Annotated in this window: 11 protein-coding genes and 1 pseudogene; all 12 read left to right on the top strand. The window is 40.3% G+C overall.

Annotated elements, in window-relative coordinates; all coding sequences use genetic code 11:
• The first annotated feature begins 3 nt into the window (after positions 1-3).
• Positions 4-1,278, top strand: coding sequence for an MFS transporter (locus KBP46_RS03980; RefSeq protein ID WP_216444695.1), 1,275 nt, complete (start codon positions 4-6; stop codon positions 1,276-1,278).
• 174 nt (positions 1,279-1,452) lie between these two features.
• The gene (locus KBP46_RS03975) at positions 1,453-3,171 is read left to right on the top strand and encodes a glycoside hydrolase family 43 protein (RefSeq protein ID WP_123278299.1); all 1,719 of its coding nucleotides are present in this window, start codon (positions 1,453-1,455) and stop codon (positions 3,169-3,171) included.
• Between the two features lie 86 nt (positions 3,172-3,257).
• The gene (locus tag KBP46_RS03970) at positions 3,258-4,865 is read left to right on the top strand and encodes a glycoside hydrolase 43 family protein (RefSeq protein WP_216444694.1); all 1,608 of its coding nucleotides are present in this window, start codon (positions 3,258-3,260) and stop codon (positions 4,863-4,865) included.
• A gap of 100 nt (positions 4,866-4,965) precedes the next feature.
• Positions 4,966-5,838: an esterase family protein gene (locus KBP46_RS03965; RefSeq protein ID WP_216444693.1), complete on the top strand. Its 873-nt coding sequence runs from the start codon at positions 4,966-4,968 to the stop codon at positions 5,836-5,838.
• Between the two features lie 32 nt (positions 5,839-5,870).
• Positions 5,871-6,730 (top strand): annotated as a pseudogene (locus tag KBP46_RS24105) (glycoside hydrolase family 43 protein); the annotation flags it as partial.
• Positions 6,731-6,805: 75 nt separating this feature from the next.
• Entirely contained in the window at positions 6,806-7,252 is a 447-nt protein-coding gene (locus KBP46_RS24100; protein ID WP_367397898.1) for a carbohydrate-binding protein, read from the top strand.
• Positions 7,249-9,186: a glycoside hydrolase family 97 protein gene (locus KBP46_RS03955; RefSeq protein ID WP_216444692.1), complete on the top strand. Its 1,938-nt coding sequence runs from the start codon at positions 7,249-7,251 to the stop codon at positions 9,184-9,186. The genes KBP46_RS24100 and KBP46_RS03955 overlap by 4 nt, the downstream gene beginning before the upstream one ends.
• A 25-nt stretch (positions 9,187-9,211) precedes the next feature.
• Entirely contained in the window at positions 9,212-10,432 is a 1,221-nt protein-coding gene (locus tag KBP46_RS03950) for an SGNH/GDSL hydrolase family protein (RefSeq protein WP_216444691.1), read from the top strand.
• Between the two features lie 17 nt (positions 10,433-10,449).
• Positions 10,450-12,972: a glycosyl hydrolase 115 family protein gene (locus KBP46_RS03945; protein WP_216444690.1), complete on the top strand. Its 2,523-nt coding sequence runs from the start codon at positions 10,450-10,452 to the stop codon at positions 12,970-12,972.
• 269 nt (positions 12,973-13,241) lie between these two features.
• Positions 13,242-15,980 (top strand): T9SS type A sorting domain-containing protein, encoded by a 2,739-nt coding sequence (locus tag KBP46_RS03940; RefSeq protein WP_216444689.1) that lies wholly within the window; start codon positions 13,242-13,244, stop codon positions 15,978-15,980.
• A 400-nt stretch (positions 15,981-16,380) separates the two neighbouring features.
• On the top strand, positions 16,381-19,014 hold the full coding sequence (locus KBP46_RS03935) for a glycoside hydrolase family 3 protein (protein ID WP_216444688.1): 2,634 nt from the start codon (positions 16,381-16,383) through the stop codon (positions 19,012-19,014).
• A gap of 52 nt (positions 19,015-19,066) precedes the next feature.
• Positions 19,067-21,055, top strand: coding sequence for an alpha-L-arabinofuranosidase C-terminal domain-containing protein (locus tag KBP46_RS03930; protein WP_216444687.1), 1,989 nt, complete (start codon positions 19,067-19,069; stop codon positions 21,053-21,055).
• The last annotated feature ends 74 nt before the right edge of the window (positions 21,056-21,129 follow it).

Here is a 21,129-nt window from a genome sequence, read left to right as displayed (position 1 = left end):
TCAATGCAGGCTCCTCAAAACCGCAATATAAGATGGTGGATGCTGTCTCTTGTCTTTCTCGCCACTACGATCAATTATCTTGACCGTCAGGTAATGGGTTTGCTGAAACCTTTGCTGGAAAAAGAATTCAGCTGGGATGAAAAAGATTACAGCTATATCGTCATGGCCTTTACCACGACATATGCCATCGGTTATATGGCGATGGGGAGGTTTATAGACAAGGTCGGAACCAAAATCGGGTATGCGGTTTCCCTTATTGTATGGAGTTTGGCCTCGATAGGACATGGTCTTGTCAAAAGTACCATCGGGTTTATCATTGCGAGAAGCACGTTGGGAATCAGTGAAGCAGGAAACTTTCCTGCTGCCATCAAATCAGTGGCTGAATGGTTTCCCAAAAAAGAAAGAGCACTGGCAACGGGAATTTTTAACTCAGGAGCGACGGTGGGAGCTATTTTGGCGCCGCTATTGGTTCCGTTCATTCTTGGGCATTACGGCTGGAGGCAGACTTTTGTGTGGATTGGAGCTTTGGGCATGATTTGGATTGTCCTTTGGTGGAAATTTTATGCCGTACCGGAAAAAACAAAAAATCTCAGCAAGGAAGAACTGCAGTACATTAAAAGTGATCAGGCTGAAAAAGCAGAAGAGAAAACGAAAATTCCTTTATCGGAATTACTCAAATATAAAGTAACATGGTCGTTTGCCATCGGTAAAATGTTAACCGATCCTATCTGGTATTTCTTCATGTTCTGGCTGCCGGCCTATTTCTCGGATGTATTTAAAATGGATTTAACAAAACCATCGCTTCCGTTAATTATTATTTACAGCGGAACCACGATCGGAAGTATTGGTGGAGGATATCTCTCATCATTTCTGATCAAAAAAGGCTGGGCCATCGGAAGAGCAAGAAGCATTACCATGTTATTGTTTGCTTTGATGGTAGTTCCGGTCATGTTCTCAAAATATGTAGATAATATGTGGATGATCACAATCATCATTGCCTTTGCAACAGCTGCACATCAAGGATGGGGAGCCAATCTTATGACTACGGTCGGAGATCAGTTACCCAACAATTATGTCAGTTCTGTCATTGGTTTTGGCGGAATGCTGGGCTCAGCGGCAGGAATTATTTTTCCGCTTTTTATCGGAATTGTTCTCGACGCTTTTAAAAAATCAGGAAATATCAACGGGGGCTACAACATTATATTTTTCATAGCCGGAATTTCCTATGTTACAGCCTGGGGATTAATTAAAATAGTCAACCGGAAGAAAACCGCTTAAAATATATAACGATCGGTAAACGATTATAATGATAAATATAAATGCCATTTGCTGAGTATAACGCCTTGGCGAACCTTAAAAAGATAGTCGTTAAAAAATTTGCGGACTTAGCGTTAAAAAGAACAACACCTATTCAAAAATATACATTTTAAAAACTATAAAAAAAGAATAACAATGAAACAGAATATAATGAATTTAGCTTTTTTCAGGAATAAAACGAATATCCTTGCAGCAGCAGCTTTGCTCTCGGTGACTACTATTTCTGCCCAGACTTTCTCAGACTTCAATTACCGTGGAAACGATAAAATATACAATGATAACCCTCTTAAACCAGACGAATTTTATTCCCCGATTCTTCAGGGCTGTTATCCCGATCCCAGTATTACCAGAAAAGGCGAAGATTACTATCTCGTAAACTCTTCATTTTCAATGTTTCCGGGAGTTCCTATTTTTACTTCTAAAGATCTTGTGAACTGGAAACAGGTAGGGCACGTTTTGGACAGACCTTCACAGCTTAAGGTTGAAAATTCAGGCGTTTCCCATGGAATTTATGCCCCGGACATCAAATACAATCAGCACAACGATACTTTTTATATGATCACTACCCAGTTTGCAGGTGGTATTGGAAATATGGTCGTAAAAACCAAAGATCCAGCAAAAGGATGGAGCGAAGTGCAGAAACTCAATTTTGAAGGTATTGATCCTGCTATTTTCTTTGATGATGATGGAAAAGCATATATCGTTCATAATGATGCTCCACCACAAGGTAGCGAGCAGTACAACGGCCACCGTGTGATTAAGATGTGGGATTATGATCTCGAAAAAGACCAGGTAGTTCCGGGTTCGGATAAAATTATTGTAAACGGAGGTGTAGACCTTTCCCAAAAACCCATCTGGATTGAAGGGCCTCATATTTACAAAAAGAATGGCAAATATTACCTGATGTGTGCAGAAGGAGGAACCGGTGGTAATCACAGTGAAGTTATTTTTATGTCCGATTCTCCCAAAGGACCTTACGTTCCAGCTGATAATAATCCGATTCTGACGCAGCGCTATTTCCCAAAAGACCGAAAGGAAAAAGTAGACTGGGCAGGTCATGCAGATCTGGTAGAAACACCGGAAGGCCAATATTATGGAGTATTTCTGGCAATACGTCCGAACGAGAAAAACAGAGTCAACAAAGGCCGTGAAACATTCATCCTTCCAGTTGACTGGAGCGGAAAATACCCGGTTTTCCAAAACGGGCTGGTTCCAATGAAACCAAAACTGAAATTACCTGCTGGAGTTCAGAATCAAAACGGACAAAACGGATTTTTACCCAATGGAAACTTTACTTATGCTGATAAGCTGACCGATAAAAACCTTGACTACCGATGGATTGCCATGCGCGGACCTCGTGAAAACTTCATTACTGCAACAAAAAATGGTGTAAAAGTGAATCCAATGGAAACGAACATCAAAGCGTTGGCTCCGATTTCATCTTTGTTCCACAGATTACAGCACGAAGACTTCGAAACTTCCGTAACCCTGGATTATAAACCAAAATCGCAAAAAGAATTGGCTGGAATTACCCTCTACCAAAGCGAAACATTCAATTATGTTTTTGGAATCACGAAAAAAGATAAAGATTTCTACATCGTATTGGAAAGAACAGAAAAAGGACAATCAAAGCTGATCGCCAGCGAGAAGATTTCATTATCCAAACCGGTTAAACTGCAGGTTGTTGCCGATAAAGATGAACATAGCTTTAATTATTCACTGGATGGCACGAATTATAAAAATTTGGGAGGACCGGTTTCAGGAGATATTCTTTCTACTGATGTAGCGGGAGGCTTTACAGGAAGCCTTATCGGGCTTTACAGTACATCTTCCAATGATATTGTACCGAATTAAGTTAGTATTAGCAATGTCACACTGAGCTTGTCGAAGTGTTCCTTTTAAGATTGTAAAGAATTAAATCGAACCAAAATATCAAAACCTTGAAAATCAAAAAATCTTATATAGTTTCTTTATTGGGATTTATCGGGCTGAATCTTCTTTCAGCCCAGGTAAATCCTTCCGGAAAACAGAGTACTGCATTTACCAATCCCATCATCTGGGCAGATGCACCGGATTTATCCATTACCAGAAACGGAAACGATTTTTACCTGATCAGTACCACCATGCATCTGATGCCGGGAGCTCCGGTAATGCATTCCAGGGATTTGGTACATTGGGAAATGTCTGGTTATGTTTTCGATACTTTGAATGACAACTCGAAATATGATTTATTGAACGGAACCGTTTACGGCAGAGGTCAATGGGCTTCTTCAATCCGTTATCATAAAGGAAAATATTACGTTTTATTCTCTCCGAATGATGAACCTTTCAAATCTTATTTCTATGTGACTGATGATCCTGAAAAAGGAAAATGGAAGCTGATCACCAGAACACAGCATTTTCATGATGCTTCACTGTTTTTTGATGACGATAACAGAATATATGTTTTCACTTCCAACAAAGTTTTTGAACTGAGCCCCGATTTTAAAGAAGTGATCGGAAATCCGGATGGAACTGAGGTATTTCAGAAAGATGCTTCGGAAACCGGACTTCTGGAAGGCAATCAGATCATCAAAAGAAACGGGAAATATTATATGATGATGATATCCTGGCCCAAAAACGGAAAACGCCGCCAGGTCGTCTACAGAGCAGATAAAGTGATAGGCCCTTACGAGAAAAAAGTCGTTTTGGAAGACAATTTTTTAGGGGTCTCTTACGCAGGTCAGGGCGCTTTGATTGATGATAAAAACGGAAACTGGTATTCTCTTATTTTTCAGGACAGAAATGGAGTAGGACGTGTTCCGCTGCTGCTTCCCGTACAATGGGAAAATGACTGGCCGGTACTGGGAGATAACGGAAAAGTTCCTCTGAAGGGAGAAGTTCCGCTTCCGCTATTCAAAGCAAAAAATCATCTTGTAGAAAGCGATGAGTTCTCTGATAAAACAATGAAAATCCAGTGGCAATGGAATCATAATCCGGTGAATGAAGCCTGGTCTTTATCCGAAAGAAAAGGCTTTCTGAGACTGAAAACCAGTAGGGTAGTAGATAATCTGTACGCAGCACCCAATACTTTAACTCAAAGAATGGAAGGTCCGGTCTCTTCAGCGGTTGTAGCAATGGATCTCAAAGGAATGAAAGATGGAGATGTTGCAGGTTTCAGCGCCTTCAACGGGGATTCCGGGATTTTGTCAGTAGTAAAGGAAGGTAAAGAAAAATTCATTGTTTTTTCAGCAAATGAAGTAAGCCTGGAAAGCAAAACCAAAGCGATTACAGGAGTTAAAAAAGAAGAGAAAAAACGGATTCCTCTCAATTCGGATACGGTTTTTCTCCGTATTGATGCTGATTTCAACCTCGGGAAAGATCTTGCAGACTTTTATTACAGTACCGATCAGAAGAAATGGACCGAAATGGCAAAAGACTACAAAATGATCTTTGATTACCGGAGATTTTTTATGGGATCCAAATTCGCAGTTTTCAATTATGCCACTAAAAATGCCGGAGGTTTCGTAGATGTTGATTTTTTTAGGATCAATGAAACTGGAAAATAATAAGCAGAAGCAAAGAAAATGTGTGATAAATAAGCAAAAAAATAATACGCTATTATTTTTTTAACTGAGATAATAAGTGTTAAAACTACAAATAAAAATCATGAATAAGTCAGTTGTATTAGCATTAGGTTTCATGCTGTCAGGAGTTTTTATTTCTGCACAGGTTTTTGATAAAAAAGTACCACAGGATTTCGATACAGAAAAAAAGGAAATTCCACACGGAAAAATTGATACTATACAGTATTCTTCGGCAACGGTTGGAACTACACGTAAAGCTTTGGTATATACGCCTCCCGGATATAAAAAAGGTGCTCAATATCCCGTTCTATATCTGCTACACGGTATTGGAGGAGATGAAAAAGAGTGGTTTAAAAATGGAACTCCGCAAATTATTTTAGATAATCTCTATGCCAAAGGAAAACTTTCTCCCATGATCGTTGTACTTCCCAACGGCCGGGCGATGATGGACGACAGGGCAACCGGAGACATCATGGCAAAGGATAAAGTAGAAGCTTTTGCAACCTTTGAAAAAGACCTACTGAATGATCTGATTCCCTTTGTAGAAAAAAAATATCCTATTAAAAAAAACAGAACTGACAGAGCGATTGCCGGACTTTCCATGGGTGGTGGACAGACCCTGAATTTCGGACTGGGAAATATCGATAAGTTCGCATGGGTGGGAGCCTTTTCCGCAGCTCCAAATACAAAAGAACCTCAAGTTCTTCTCCCGGATCCATCCAAAGCTAAAGATTTACAACTTCTCTGGATCTCATGCGGAGACCAGGACAGGCTAATGCCTTTCAGTAAAAGAACGAGTGACTATCTTACAGACAATAAAATTCCCCATATTTTTTATATAGAACCGGGCGGTCACGATTTCAAAGTGTGGAAAAATGATCTGTATCTGTTCTCACAGTTGCTTTTCAAACCTGTCAATCAGGACGAGGTCAATCGTATTCTGAAGTCACAATAAATACAGGATTAAGCTTTTAAATCCAAATTTCTATGAATATCCGTACAATACATATAAGTTTCATTCCGCTGATAGGTTTATTTTCAATGGGAACTGCGCAGAACCCTATTATTCAGACCAATTACACTGCAGACCCAGCACCAATGGTGTACAATGACAGGCTGTACGTGTATACCACACACGATGAGGATGACTCCACCTGGTTTACCATGAACGACTGGAAAGTGTATTCCACCAATGATATGGTCAACTGGACAGATCACGGAACAATTCTTTCCTATAAAGATTTCGACTGGGCAAAACGCGATGCCTGGGCCGCACAATGTTTAGAAAGAAACGGAAAGTTTTTTTATACGTTCCGATGTGGTCCAAAACCAATAATAAAGGCGCTATAGGGGTTGCCGTTGGCGACAGTCCGTTGGGGCCTTTTCATGATCCGCTGGGAAAACCTCTTGTTCAGAGCGAATGGGGAGATATTGATCCCACCGTTTTTGTGGATGATGACGGACAGGCTCATATGTATTGGGGAAATCCTAAATTAAAATACGTAAAGCTGAATGAAGATATGATCTCCTATTCCGGAAATATTACAGAAGTTCCGATGATCGAAGAATCATTTGGAAAAAGGGACGGAAAACCTAACCAGGAAAGACCCACAAAATACGAGGAAGGCCCGTGGCTGTACAAAAGGAAAAACCTGTATTATCTTTTCTGGCCAGGTGGTCCGCTTCCTGAATTCATAGGCTATTCTACAGGTAAAACAGCACAGGGACCCTGGAAATATGGAGGAATTGTTATGCCTACGGAAGGGAAGTCATTCACCAATCATCCCGGTGTTATTGATTTCCGGGGGAAAACCTATTTCTTTTATCACAATGGTGCATTGCCGGGCGGAAGCGGGTTTACAAGATCAGTAAGTCTGGAAGAGGTTACCTTCAATAAAGACGGATCCATTTCGCCATTTAAAATGACTAACGGAATTACAAAAGCTATCGCAACAGTTAATCCTTATTCATTCAATCAGGCAGAAATGATTGCCTGGTCGGAAAATGTAAAATCCTATCAGAATAAAGAGGTTGGTGTTTTCATCAAAGCAAAGAAAAATGGAGCGTATACCAGTGTAAAGAACGTTGATTTCCGGAAAAAAGGAGCTAGTTCTTTTTCTGCAAGGGTCGGAACTACCCATAACAGTGACGTCACAATGACCATTCATTTGGATGCTGTGAACGGACCGGTTGCTGCAACGGTAAAGGTTCCGCTGACGGGCGGTGATGACCGCTGGGAAACCGTAAAAGTTCAGTTGACTGAAAAAATTACCGGCATTCATGATCTGTATTTTGTATTCAATGGAAAAGCCTCAACAGATATTATGTATTTCGATTACTGGACCTTTCTTGAAAATAATGAGTTATGAGAAAAAAAATTTTATATATCGTATTCAGCCTGTTTCTGATCAGCAAAGGTTTTGCACAGGTAGCAGAGATTTCAAGTCCGGATGGACACCTGAAGCTTCAGGTTTTTTCAGAAGGGGGAAAAGCATCGTATAATGTTATCCTTCAGGGAAAAGCAATGCTTGAAAAATCCCCGCTGGGTTTGGTAACCAATGAGTCCGATTTTTCAAAGGATCTGAAATTTGTGGACAGCAAAAAAGATATCATTTCTAAGAAATATACGAACGAAAAAATCAAAAAATCTGAGATTGATTACAAAGCCAATACTTTATCGGTTAATTTCATCAATGCAGATCAGCATCAAATAAGCATTGAATTTCAGGTCAGCAACAACAATATTGCTTTCCGTTACAATATTCCACCGATGAAAGAACGGCTGAGTGTTGTGGTACAGTCAGAAACCACAGGGTACAGATTTCCGTCACAGACTACTACTTTTCTTTCACCTATGATGAAACCGATGACAGGTTTTGCCCGCACAGCGCCAAGTTATGAAAGTGGTTATAAAGCTGATGCTGAGCTGGGAATACCATCCGATTATGGATACGTTTTCCCGGGTCTGTTCCATATCGGAAATGAAGGCTGGGTATTACTTTCTGAGACAGGAGTGAACAGTACATATTGTGCCTCACACCTTGAAACCACAGCAGAAAAAAGCCTTTACAAAGTAGCATATCCGAGCATTGCTGAAAATAACGGTTTCGGAAGTACCGGAGCAGCCGTTTCTCTTCCCGGAAAGACACCGTGGAGAACAATTACAGTAGGCAGCTCCCTGAAACCCATCGTAGAAACTACCATTCCTTTTGATGTGGTAGATCCGATGTATGAGCCTTCACAGAAGTATCAGTTCGGAAAATCTACCTGGAGCTGGATTCTGTGGCAGGATAACAGTATGAACTATGATGATCAGGTGAAATTCATAGACCTTGCTGCTGCGCTGAAATATCAGTTTATTCTTATGGATGCGCTTTGGGATAAAAACATAGGAAAAGACCGCATGAAAGAGCTTATTCAATATGCAAAATCTAAAAATGTCGGGGTATTACTCTGGTATAATTCCAACGGTGCTGCGAATGATGCACCCATGGGACCGAGAAATAAAATGAGTTCATCCGTTGAACGGAAAAAGGAAATGAAATGGCTGAAAGAATTAGGCGTAAAAGGACTGAAAGTGGATTTCTTCGGAGGAGACAAACAGGAAACCATGCGTCTTTACGAAGATATTCTGTCGGATGCCAATGATTACGGATTAACCATTATTTTCCATGGAGCCACTGTACCGAGAGGCTGGGAAGTAATGTACCCGAATTATGTAGGAAGCGAAGCCGTTCTTGCCTCAGAAATGCTTTATTTCTCAGAAGATGTACGGAAACAGGAAGCTTTTTTTGCCACACTTCATCCTTTCATCAGAAATACAGTGGGAAGTATGGAATTCGGAGGTACTTTCCTCAATACGTATTTAACGGAATCCAACAGAGACAAAAATAAAAGGCATACCACAGATGGCTTTCAGCTGGCTACAGCAGTCCTGTTTCAGAATCCCGTTCAGATGTTTGGCATCATGCCGAATAATCTGACCGATGCTCCGGAATTTCAGCTCAGCTTTATGAAAGAAGTTCCGACACTTTGGGATGAAACAGTCTTCATAGACGGCTATCCCGGGAAGTATGCCGTGGTTGCGAGAAGACATGCGGATCAATGGTATGTGGCTGGTGTAAATGCTGAGAAGCAATCCCAAAAACTGAAAATAAAGCTTCCGATGTTTGCAGGGAAAACAGTTAGATTCATTAATGATGATGCGCAGGGAAATTCATCAGAAAAAGAAGTGAAAGTAAATGAAAAAGGGGACTTTACGATTGAAATTCAGCCGAACGGAGGATTTGTAGTAAGAAATTAAAGATTGATAAACAAAAAAAGGAAAAATGCGCTTCAAAAACTTATACCTCTTCATCATTTCGGGATTTTTGGCTTCCTGCTCTTCCTCCCAGAGTTTGGAGAAGCAATCATCCAAAGGCCAATGGCTCACTACCTGGGCAACAGCTCCCCAATTGGTAGAACCTAAAAACCTTCCGCCGGAACCGGGGCTTTCGGGGAATACCCTGCGTCAGATTGTGCGTGTATCTGTAGGTGGGAAAAAATTGCGGTTACGTTTTTCCAACAAGTATTCCATGGATAGTCTGGCGGTAAAAGCGGTTTCCATTGCTGTTCCGTCCGATAGCAGCAATGTGGATGCAGCTACCATCAGATCATTAACGTTTGAGAAGAAAAACAGTTTTAAAATTGCTCCCGGATCTGATATTTATTCTGATGAAGTAAACTTTAACCTGAAGCCTAATTCGTTACTGGCTATTACAATTTCCTATACAAAAGTAACCCAATCTGTCACCGGACATCCGGGTTCAAGAACAACCTCTTTTATTGTTAAAGGTGTGCAAGCGAGTGCTGCTATATTTAAAAATCCTGTAAAAACAGATCATTGGTATTCGCTTTCTAACATCGATGTAAAGACAGGTGAACCCTCGTATGCGGTCGCTATTATGGGAAATTCCATTACCGACGGAAGAGGATCGGGAACCAATAAACAGAATCGCTGGCCGGATATTTTTTCGCAGCGGTTACTGGCGAATCCTTCAACCAGGAATGTAAGTGTCCTTAATTTCGGGATTGGTGGGAATTGTGTGGTGCGTGGCGGTTTGGGTCCTACAGCATTAGACCGTTTCGATTATAACATCCTCAATCAGCAGGGCGTAAAATGGCTGATCATTCTGGAAGGAGTGAATGATCTGGGAGGAACAAGAGATGCTGATGATGCCTCCAAAAGAATAGAAGAACTGATTGCCGCTTACCAGGTGATGATCAATAAGGCACATGCTAACGGAATCAAAGTGTACGGAGCAACAATTCTTCCTTTTGGAAAGTCGTTCTATGACAAACCTTTCCGTATCGAGGCCTGGAAAAAAGTAAATGACTGGATAAGAAACAGCGGAAAATTTGATGCCGTCATCGATTTTGCAAAACAAATGCAAAGTGAAAATCCGGAAGTCATCTTAAACGATATGCACGATCATGATTTTCTTCATCCCAATGAGGCCGGCTACAGGAGAATGGGAGAATTTGTGGATCTGAACTTATTTAAAAATTAAAATCAAAAAGATATAGTATGAATTTTACAAAAAACATTTCGCTGTTTCTTACGTTGTTGTTTATATTTTTTGTAAAAGCAACCGAACCATTTATTTCTTTTGCTAAGACAGAAAATTCGATGGTATTGAAAGAACGCAATTCAGGTTTGATGCTTTTTTCAGACAGCGATTCGGATAAAGGAATTCTGCGTGCCGTTGCGAATCTTCAATCTGATTTTCAAAAAGTAACTGGTGTTCAGCCTAATCTGGTTTCCCAAAACTCTGGTGTGAACGGAATGATCATCATTATTGGTGAAGCAGGTAAAAGCAAGACCATTGATGATTTAATTCGTCAAAAAAAGCTGGATGGAAAAGCATTAACAGGGAAAAGAGAAAAATATATCATTCAGAATATCAGCAATCCTTTTCCGGGCGTTTCCGAAGCCATTGTGATTGCAGGTAGTGATAAAAGGGGAACAATTTATGGAATTTATGAAATGTCTAAGCAGATAGGTGTTTCACCATGGTATTATTGGGCTGACGTTCCGGTTGAGAAAAAAGAAAATGTATACTTTAAAAAAGGAATTTATACAGACGGAGAGCCTGCTGTAGAGTATCGTGGTATTTTCCTTAATGATGAAGAGCCCTCGTTGGGAGGCTGGGCCAGAGCAACCTTTGGTGGAGTAAACAGTAAGTTTTATGAAAAAGTTTTTGAGTTGATCCTGCGACTCAAAGGAAACTATATCTGGCCGGCAATGTGGGGAAAGGCATTCTATGACGATGATCCTCTTAGCGGGCCGTTAGCCAATGAAATGGGTATTGTCATGGGAACTTCCCACCATGAGCCTATGGCTTTGGCACAAACCGATTGGCACAGGTATATCAAAAAAAATAATCTCCCGAATGTCTGGGATTATGCCAAAAATGCGGAAGTTTTACAAAAATTCTGGAAATCCGGAATGGAGAGAAGCAAAAACTGGGAAAAACTCGTTACAGTAGGAATGCGGGGTGATGGTGACGAAGCAATGGGAGAGGGAACCAATATTTCCCTGCTGGAGAAAATTGTAAAAGACCAGCGTAAAATCATCGCTGAGGTTACCGGAAAAAAAGCTGAGAAAACACCTCAGGTCTGGGCATTGTATAAAGAAGTTCAGGACTATTATGATAAAGGAATGAGGGTTCCGGATGATGTTATTCTGCTTTTCTGTGATGATAACTGGGGAAATGTAAGAAAGCTTCCGGACCTTTCAAAGCCTTTGCATAAAGGAGGATATGGAATCTATTACCACTTCGATTATGTAGGTGGCCCGAGAAACTCCAAATGGATCAACATAAGCCCTATCCAGAGAGTCTGGGAACAGATGAACCTTTCCTATGAACATAAAGTAGATAAGCTTTGGGTCGTGAATGTAGGAGATTTAAAACCTATGGAGTTTCCGATCAGTTTTTTCCTGGAAATGGCCTGGAATCCGAAGCAGTTTAATGCTAAAAACCTTTTGGAATATACTGAGAAATGGGCTGCTCAGCAGTTTGGTGAAAAACATGCAAAAGAAATTGCCGGGATGATTAATCTGTATTCCAAATACAACAGAAGAGTAACTCCTGAAACGCTTGACAGCAAAACGTACAGCCTAGAGAATTACCATGAATTTGAAACGGTTTTAAATGATTACAGAGCATTGGCCGTAGAAGCTTTACGGTTAAAAGAGCAGATTCCGGCTGAGTACCAGGATGCATATTATCAGTTGGTTTTGTATCCGATTGATGCATGCAGTAATTTATACGAAATGTATTATGCTGTGGCAAAAAACAGGGAACTGGCAGCGAAAAAAGATCCGGGAGCCAATTTCTACGCAGATAAAGTGAAGGCATGTTTTGAAAGAAACGCTTATCTGGATAATCAATACAATAATGTGATTGCCGGAGGAAAATGGAAGCATATGATGGATCAGATGAGGATAGGATATAAAAGCTGGGCAGACGGAAAAGAAAATATAATGCCTGAAGTCACCTATATTTCTGAAGCTGAGGTTCCCAAAGAAAAAATATTTCAGGAGAAAAACGGCTATGTTTCCATTGAAGCAGAAAATTTTGCAAGAATGAGCAACTCTAACCAGATTCATTGGGAAGTGATTCCTGATTTCGGAAAAACAAAGTCGGGAGTGACAACATTTCCACAGAATGCCTATCCGAAAGCTGATGAAAATATCTGGCTGGAATATGATATCAATTTTGAATCAAAAGGGGAGTTTGAAGTCCAGTTATTATTAGCTCCGACTTTAAATTTTAATCATAATAAAGGATTGCGTTACGAAATTTCTTTTGACAACGAAACTCCGCAAATTGTCAACTTCAATGGCTATTACAAAGGAGAATTGGGAAGATGGCAGTCCGAACATATTATTAAATCTATTACAAAGCATTCGGTTCAGCAGGCTGGAAAGCACATGTTACGTTTCAGAGTGCTGGAACCCGGCATTGTCCTTGAAAAGATACTGATCAACACCGGAGGATTAAAACCCTCTTACCTGGGCGCTCCGGAAAGCGAAATGCTTCGCTGATTGGCCCGATACTCATCACAAACAACACTTTAATTATGAAACATTAATCTTAATTCAAATTCCAATCTGAAATACAGTTCCCTCACAGAGAATGAAGAGAAAGAACAGCGAATGATTTTGTAAGCAACTTTATTTAACAGATCGCTGCCTGATATCATTCAGGGTATTTTCCTGACGGTTTTTGAAAATGAACCGTCTTGATGGGGAATCTATTGCCCTTACATTAATTGTCTTCAATCAAAATCACGACTATCTAAAACTAAACCATTATGAAAAAAATTTTAAAACTTCTCAGCATTCATTCTATATGTTTGCTTTTCAGCTGTCTGTTGCATGGGCAGCTTACTACGGTAAAAATTGATAAGAATACTGCTTATCAGAAAATAAGAGGATTCGGTGGATTTGTATGCAGTCCCCAGTTTGCCTATAATCATATGTCTGCATCAGAAATTCAGACGCTTTGGGGAGCTTCCAGTGAAGGTGGATATAATATTATGAGATTATATATTCCCGAAAACAGCAGCAACTGGAGTTCCGTACTGGCTACAGCACAGTTGGCCAAATCTATGGGGCTTACCATTTTTGCTTCGCCTTGGACCATGCCCGCAGCCTGGAAAACCAATAACCATGTGAATGCAGTGTATACTGATGCGAACGGAGTACAGCAGATCGGATATTTAAAGCCGGAAAACTATCAGGATTATGCCCTTTATCTTAACAGCTTTGTTACCTATCTCCAGAACAATGGAGTAGATCTTGATTATATCTCCATTCAAAATGAACCGGATGAAATGGCACAGTATCAGGGATGCATCTGGACCCCTGCACAGATTACTAATTTTATCAAAAATTACGGACAGCTTATCAACTGTAAAGTGATTGCCCCGGAAAGTGTGGGATTTACGGATAATTTTGCCAGTGCTTTGCTGGATCCTACAGCAATGGCTAATTTTGAAGTGTATGGCGGGCATCAATATGGGCTTATGCAGTCTACTTACAAACAATTTCAGAATTATAACAAAGAAATCTGGCAGACAGAATATCTGATCAACTGGAACTCATCATCTACCCAGCCGGCAAGAGATTTCAGCTGGAATACCGATGCATTTACCTTTGCCAGCAGCGTCAACAATGCTTTATTGGGTAATATCAATGCATGGATCCATTACTCTGCCAAACGCTATTATGGCTTAATGGGTGACGGAACTTACGGAACTCCCGCAGGTGTAATGACCAAAAGAGGCTATATTCTTTCACATTATGCCAAGTACACAACAGGAAAAACGAGAATAGAAGCTAAATGGGATGACAAAACCGGAGTTTTACAAGGCTCTTCTTATATTTCCCAGGATGGAAATCAGGTTGTTCTTATGGTCATCAATCCTTCTCAGAACACGTATAGCTTGAAGGTTGACTTGCCTTTTTACACAACTTCAGGAACAAAAGTATTGACCAATACACAATCCAATATGGTTACCACACCTATTTCTTTGAGTACAGCAACATTCCGGCCTACTGCTGATATCAGCCCTTCCAGTGTCATGACATTTGTTTTTAATAAAAGCAGCGACAGACCTGCTTCTCTGATGACAGGCGGAGATATTCATTATAATAAAATCGAAACACAAACTACTACCAGTACAGCTTTTGGGACAGGATTCAATATCAGCAATACAACGGTGACGTTCTCTAATCCAAGCCCTCTTATCAGTAATAATATGACTGCGGCTAACGGATATCTTCAGCTTAATGACCGGTACAATAAACTGATCCTGCATGTAAACAGCTATACAACAGCGGGACAAAGCTATTCAGACAATACGACTTTATATTACATCAACAGTCAGGGCGTAACGAAATCATATAATTACGGCAAGATTAATTTTCCGCAGGGAGGAAACTTCGATATCACCTTAGATATTTCAAGACAGGTGCTTACAGACGGGTGCAAAGGAATTTTAGGATTGAGAAATTCCAATTACAGCTCTGTACTGACCCTTAATCTGGGAGATGTTTATTTCAATGTAGGTAATGAAATTGCTTCAAAATTCGGAGGTACCTATTCCGCAAGCGACAGCTATCTGATGGATGCACTGGAAAATGGCTACTACACTTCTGTAGACTTCAGAAATGCAGCAGGAGTTACTTCCTCCAATAACTGGCAGCCTATGAGTGCTAACTCTAACAGCATTTATTATGTGAATTCAAACGTAAGTTCATCTGCCAATAATGTGATTTCAGGTACAGCTTGTTCAAATCTTGTCCTTTCCGGTCAGGGTATGGATTTTCAGGTGCCGTTTAACTTCACAGCCAATACAGCTTCTTACAGCCGTATATTTAATGGTTACGATGTGTTGATCCTTCCATTCCAGGCTAATATACCTTCCGGAGTTACCGCTTATCTGATGTCTCCGAATGCCAGTAATATCAGTTGTACCGCAATTTCAAACGGGATCATTCCTGCAAATACTCCGGTAATCATCAATGCTACAGGAAATATTACTTTCAGCGGTACAGGAAATGTTTCCACACCCAAAGCAATCACTGTGAATCAGATGAACGGAGTTTACCAGGGCATCAAAGTTCCGGCGAATGCTTATGTGCTGAAAACAGAAAACGGAGTAACAGGCTTCTATAAAATAACTGCCGGAAGTGAACCTGCAATAGGATCTTTCAAAGCATATCTTACAGAAGAAAACGCCTATTCAGCTAATGTTCTTCCTTTAAATTTCGGATCGTTAAGTGCCAGAAACATTTCTGCTGAAGCTAAAAAAGAAGGGATAAAAATATATCCTAACCCGGTAAAAGCAGACCTTTTCATTGATTCTGATTTGTCAGAAGCAACTGCCATCATTTTTGATGCTAGAGGAAGCGTTATCAGAACCGGGTTGAAAATAAATTCAGGGAAAAACCAAATTAATGTGGGGAATTTCCCGGCTGGTATTTACTTTATTGAGGTTACTCAAAAAAATAATACAGTCGTAAAACAAAAATTTATCAAAGAGTAAATTGAGTCCAAAGCCATCATGAGCACTGCTTATGGTGGCTTTATTTCCACAATCTGGTAGATGAAAACCAAAAGTAAGTAGGATTTATTCTTAATTTAAGTGTATTATTTACATTTATTTAAAATAGAACGTTATATTTGTTTTTCATTGCATTGTTGTTTAATGATACTGGCAATTTGTATAAAATAAGAATGAAAACATAATTATCCGTGAAAATCTGTAAAATCAGTGGGTTGAAATGATTAATCACAAAATCAACAACCATTTTTCGGACTTTGCTAACCCCATTCTTATAAAGAAATATGCGCAGTCATCTGTGAAAATCCGTGAAATCTGTGGTTAGAAAATCATTAATTACAGCATCCACAAAGTCTTAGGACTTTATTGAAACCATATACCTATGAAAAGAATTGTAATAATCCTATGTGCAACCCTTGCAGCACCTTTATTTTTTGCCCAGAGCCATTATAAATACCCATTCAGAAACCCGGATCTTCCGGTTAATGAAAGAATAGAGAACCTTCTTTCTTTATTGACCACAGAAGAAAAGATAGGAATGATGATGGATAATTCCCAGGCAGTTCCCCGTCTGGAAATTCCTGCCTACGGATGGTGGAATGAAGCAGTTCACGGAGTGGCAAGAGCAGGAACAGCCACAGTTTTTCCTCAGGCAATCGGGATGGCAGCCACATGGGATGTTCCGGAGCATTTGAAAACTTTTGAAATGATCTCTGATGAAGCACGGGCAAAATACAACAGATCTTTTGATGAAGCCCAAAAAACAGGGCGGTACGAAGGACTTACCTTCTGGACACCCAATATCAATATTTTCCGTGACCCAAGATGGGGAAGAGGCCAGGAAACCTATGGTGAAGACCCTTATCTTACCTCTATTCTCGGCGTTGCTGCAGTAAAAGGTCTGCAGGGAAACGACCCGAAATATTTTAAAACCCACGCTTGTGCCAAACATTTTGCAGTACACAGCGGACCGGAATGGAACCGCCACTCCTACAATGCAGAAATTTCAAAAAGAGATCTGTATGAGACCTATCTGCCGGCTTTTAAAGCATTGGTTCAGGAAGGGAATGTAAGAGAAGTAATGTGTGCTTACAATGCTTTTGACGGGCAGCCATGTTGTGCAAACAATACTTTACTTACTGAAATCCTCCGTGGAAAATGGAAGTATGACGGAATGGTAGTCTCAGACTGCTGGGCACTGGCCGATTTCTTTCAGAAAAAATACCACGGCACCCATCCTGACGAAAAAACAACCGCAGCAGATGCCCTGAAACATTCCACGGATCTGGAATGCGGAGATACCTATAACAATCTGAATAAATCTCTGGCAAGCGGACTGATTACCGAAAAAGATATCGATGCGTCGATGCGCAGAATCCTTAAAGGCTGGTTTGAACTGGGAATGCTTGATCCGAAATCTTCCGTTCACTGGAATACCATTCCGTATTCTGTAGTCGATTCTGAAGAACATAAAAAGCAGGCACTGAAAATGGCACAAAAGTCAATTGTGCTGATGAAAAACGAAAAGAATATTCTGCCTCTCAGCAGAAATATTAAAAAAATTGCCGTTGTAGGACCAAACGCTGATGACGGATTGATGCAGTTAGGAAACTATAATGGAACCCCTTCTTCCATTGTAACGATTTTAGAAGGAATCAAAACCAAATTCCCGAATGCTGAAATTATCTACGAAAAAGGAAGCGAAGTCACAGATCCTTCTTCCAGAACGTCATTATACCAGAATTTTATCAGTCAGAAAAACGGTGCGAAAGGAATGAAAGTAGCGTTTTTCAATAATAATGAATTCAAAGGGCAGCCGGCCAATACTTCCGTAAATTCTACTGCCATCAGCTACAACAGCTTTGGAGGAACCCGGCTTGCACCCAATGTAGGAAGAGAAAATACCTCAGCCATCATTTCAGGGATTTTCAAAAGTACCTACACAGGAGAGGTCGTGTTTTCTGCTTCCACTTCCGATATCTATACCCTTTTTGTGGACGGAAAAGAAATCGCAACAAGAAAAGGACCTGATGCAAGACATCCTTCAGAGTTTCCTGTAAAAATGGAAAAAGGAAAAGAATACCAGATAGAACTGCGTCATACACAAAAAGGAAAATATGTAAGCATCAGCTTTGAAGTCTACAGAAAAGACCCTGTTAATTTTGCTTCGGTGAGGGAAAAGGTGAAAAGTGCAGACGTCATTGTCTTTGCAGGCGGACTTTCTCCAAGTCTGGAAGGTGAAGAGATGATGGTAAATGCAGAAGGCTTCAGAGGAGGTGACAAAACTTCGATTGCCCTTCCTAAAGTGCAACGGGAACTGTTAGCGGAGCTTAGAAAAACCGGAAAACCTGTTGTTTTTGTTCTTTGTACCGGAAGTGCTCTGGGATTGGAACAGGATGAGAAAAATTATGATGCCCTGTTGAATGCCTGGTATGGCGGACAATCAGGAGGAACGGCCGTAGCAGATGTTTTGGCAGGGGATTATAACCCTTCAGGAAAATTACCCATTACCTTTTACAAAAACCTTGAGCAGCTGGATAACGCTCTTTCAAAGACAAGCAAACACGAAGGATTTGAGAATTATGATATGCAGGGAAGAACCTACCGTTATATGACGGAAAAACCTCTTTATCCGTTCGGGCATGGCCTGAGCTATTCAAAATTTGTTTATGGAGATTCAAAACTCAGCAAAAATACTATCAATACCAACGAAAATGTGACGATCACAATTCCGGTAACCAATGTTTCAGAAAGGGATGGCGAAGAAGTCGCTCAGGTCTATATCAAAAGAAATAATGATACCCAGGCACCGGTAAAAACGTTAAGGGCTTTTGAGAGGACTTTAATCAGATCTAAAGAAACAAAAAATATTCAGCTGACCCTCTCCAAAGATTCATTTGCCTTCTATGATGAAAAAGCAGATGATCTGGTTTCAAAACCCGGCGATTATACCATTTTTTATGGCGGAACTTCTGATGATGCCGTGTTGAAAAGCATTCCATTAACAGTAAAATAAAAATTGATTCAAGACAAATTGAGACATGCTTTAGTTTTCAAAATAACGATCTATGACAACCAAAAATAAAATATTTTCCATCGCGATTTCCCTCAGTGCTGCTTTTTTTTCGGCTCAGAATAATACGGTCCGTACCTTTAACCTGGATCTGAAAGAAACCTCTACACCTATTAAAATACAGCCCACCATGTACGGGATTTTTTTTGAAGACATCAATTTTGCAGCAGATGGCGGATTGTATGCTGAACTGATTAAAAACCGCAGTTTTGAATTTGACGAACCATTTACAGGATGGAAACAGCCCAACACAAAAACACTTTCTCCTAACCTGGATTCCGGGTTTCTGACCATTTATTCTGACCCTGCCAAAACCAATAAAAATTACGCAAGAATTACCGTTCTGAACGATAAAAATTATATTCTTGAGAATGAAGGATTCAGGGGAATAGGCCTTCATCAGGGAGAACAATATGATTTCAGTTTTGATCTCGAGAATGTTTCAGGAAATATTGCTGCGGTAAATGCAAGTCTTGTTGATGAAAATGGGAAGGAAATTTCTTCAGTTTCCACACTTATAAAAAGAAACGGATGGCAGAAGTATACAGCAGTTTTCAAAGCACCGAAAACTGTAGAAAAAGCAAAACTGCGGATTACATTTACCGGAAACGGCATTGTGAATATGGATATGATCTCACTTTTCCCACAAGACACCTGGAAAGGCAGAAAAGGAGGTTTGCGAAAAGACCTAGTTCAGAAATTATATGATCTGCAGCCCGGATTTTTGAGATTTCCGGGAGGTTGTATCGTAGAAGGAAGAACCTTGGCAGAACGCTATCAGTGGAAAAAAACAATAGGAAATATAGCAGACCGTGAATACCTTATCAATAAATGGAGTACAGGATTTCCGCACAGGCTTACACCGGATTACGGACAGTCTTTCGGATTAGGATTTTATGAATATTTCCAGCTTTCCGAAGACCTGGGTGCAGAACCTGTTCCTATTCTGAGCTGCGGAATGGCTTGCCAGTTCAATACCGCAGAACTGGTGAAAATGGAAGACCTTGATCCCTACGTTCAGGATGCCCTGGACCTGATTGAATTTGCCAACGGAGATTCCGGAACAAAATGGGGGAGAATCCGTACTGAAATGGGGCATCCAAAGCCTTTTAATTTAAAATTTATCGGAGTGGGAAATGAACAGTGGGGAGCGGATTATATCGAACGCTATAAAGTATTTGAAAAAGCCATTCACACAAAATATCCTGACATTAAGATTATCTCCGGAAGTGGACCGTCACCCGACGGCGAGTTCTTCGAATATGGATGGAAAGAGTTGAAGCAGCTTAACGCACAGATTGTAGATGAACATTATTACAACTCTCCCGAATGGTTTATGCAAAATGCAGACAGATACGACCAGTATGACCGTTCCGGGCCAAAAGTCTTTGCCGGAGAATATGCAGCCCAGTCTGTAGGCGTGGTAAAACCTGATAATAAAAATAACTGGCTGACGGCCCTTTCAGAAGCTGCTTTTATGACCGGTCTTGAAAGAAATGCAGATGTGGTGTATATGACTTCTTACGCGCCGCTTTTTGCCCATGCTGACGGCTGGCAGTGGACGCCCGATCTCATCTGGTTCAATAATCTGAAATCCTACGCGACCCCGAATTATTATGTTCAGAAATTATTTTCCAACAATAAAGGAACGGATATACTGAAAATAGAAAGCAACGGAAAAGCAGTATCTGGCCAGGAAAAATTATATGCTACAGCAGTGAAGGACACGAAAACTCATGAAATCATTATTAAAATCGTCAATGCTGATACTCAGGCTAAAACGGTAAATATCAAACCAGAAACTCTGAAAATCGGTAAAAAAGTAACCAAAATTCTTCTGTCTGCGCCGCAGCTTTCCAGTGAAAATAATTTCGATGCTGAACCTGTGAAACCCAAAGAAGAGAATTCAGAAGCTAAAAAAGGTGAAATTTCAACAGAAATTCCGGGCAATTCTTTGGTTGTTTTAAAGGTGAAAACAATTTAAAAAACTGTTTTATAGTATGTTATAAAAAATAAGTGTGTTTTTTACATTTATTTAAAATAGAATCTTATATTTGT

The organism is Chryseobacterium sp. PCH239, from assembly GCF_018924625.1.
In the GTDB taxonomy this organism is placed as follows: domain Bacteria; phylum Bacteroidota; class Bacteroidia; order Flavobacteriales; family Weeksellaceae; genus Chryseobacterium; species Chryseobacterium cucumeris.
Note: the sequence above shows the minus strand (reverse complement) of the source record. Positions and strands in the feature narration are given on the sequence as shown.

Coding starts and splice junctions, on each gene's coding strand:
- KBP46_RS03935 (WP_216444688.1), top strand. CDS start 16,381: ATGAAAAGAATTGTAATAATCCTATGTGCAACCCTTGCAGCACCTTTA.
- KBP46_RS03940 (WP_216444689.1), top strand. CDS start 13,242: ATGAAAAAAATTTTAAAACTTCTCAGCATTCATTCTATATGTTTGCTT.
- KBP46_RS03950 (WP_216444691.1), top strand. CDS start 9,212: ATGCGCTTCAAAAACTTATACCTCTTCATCATTTCGGGATTTTTGGCT.
- KBP46_RS03955 (WP_216444692.1), top strand. CDS start 7,249: ATGAGAAAAAAAATTTTATATATCGTATTCAGCCTGTTTCTGATCAGC.
- KBP46_RS24100 (WP_367397898.1), top strand. CDS start 6,806: ATGACTAACGGAATTACAAAAGCTATCGCAACAGTTAATCCTTATTCA.
- KBP46_RS03945 (WP_216444690.1), top strand. CDS start 10,450: ATGAATTTTACAAAAAACATTTCGCTGTTTCTTACGTTGTTGTTTATA.
- KBP46_RS03930 (WP_216444687.1), top strand. CDS start 19,067: ATGACAACCAAAAATAAAATATTTTCCATCGCGATTTCCCTCAGTGCT.
- KBP46_RS03975 (WP_123278299.1), top strand. CDS start 1,453: ATGAAACAGAATATAATGAATTTAGCTTTTTTCAGGAATAAAACGAAT.
- KBP46_RS03965 (WP_216444693.1), top strand. CDS start 4,966: ATGAATAAGTCAGTTGTATTAGCATTAGGTTTCATGCTGTCAGGAGTT.
- KBP46_RS03980 (WP_216444695.1), top strand. CDS start 4: ATGCAGGCTCCTCAAAACCGCAATATAAGATGGTGGATGCTGTCTCTT.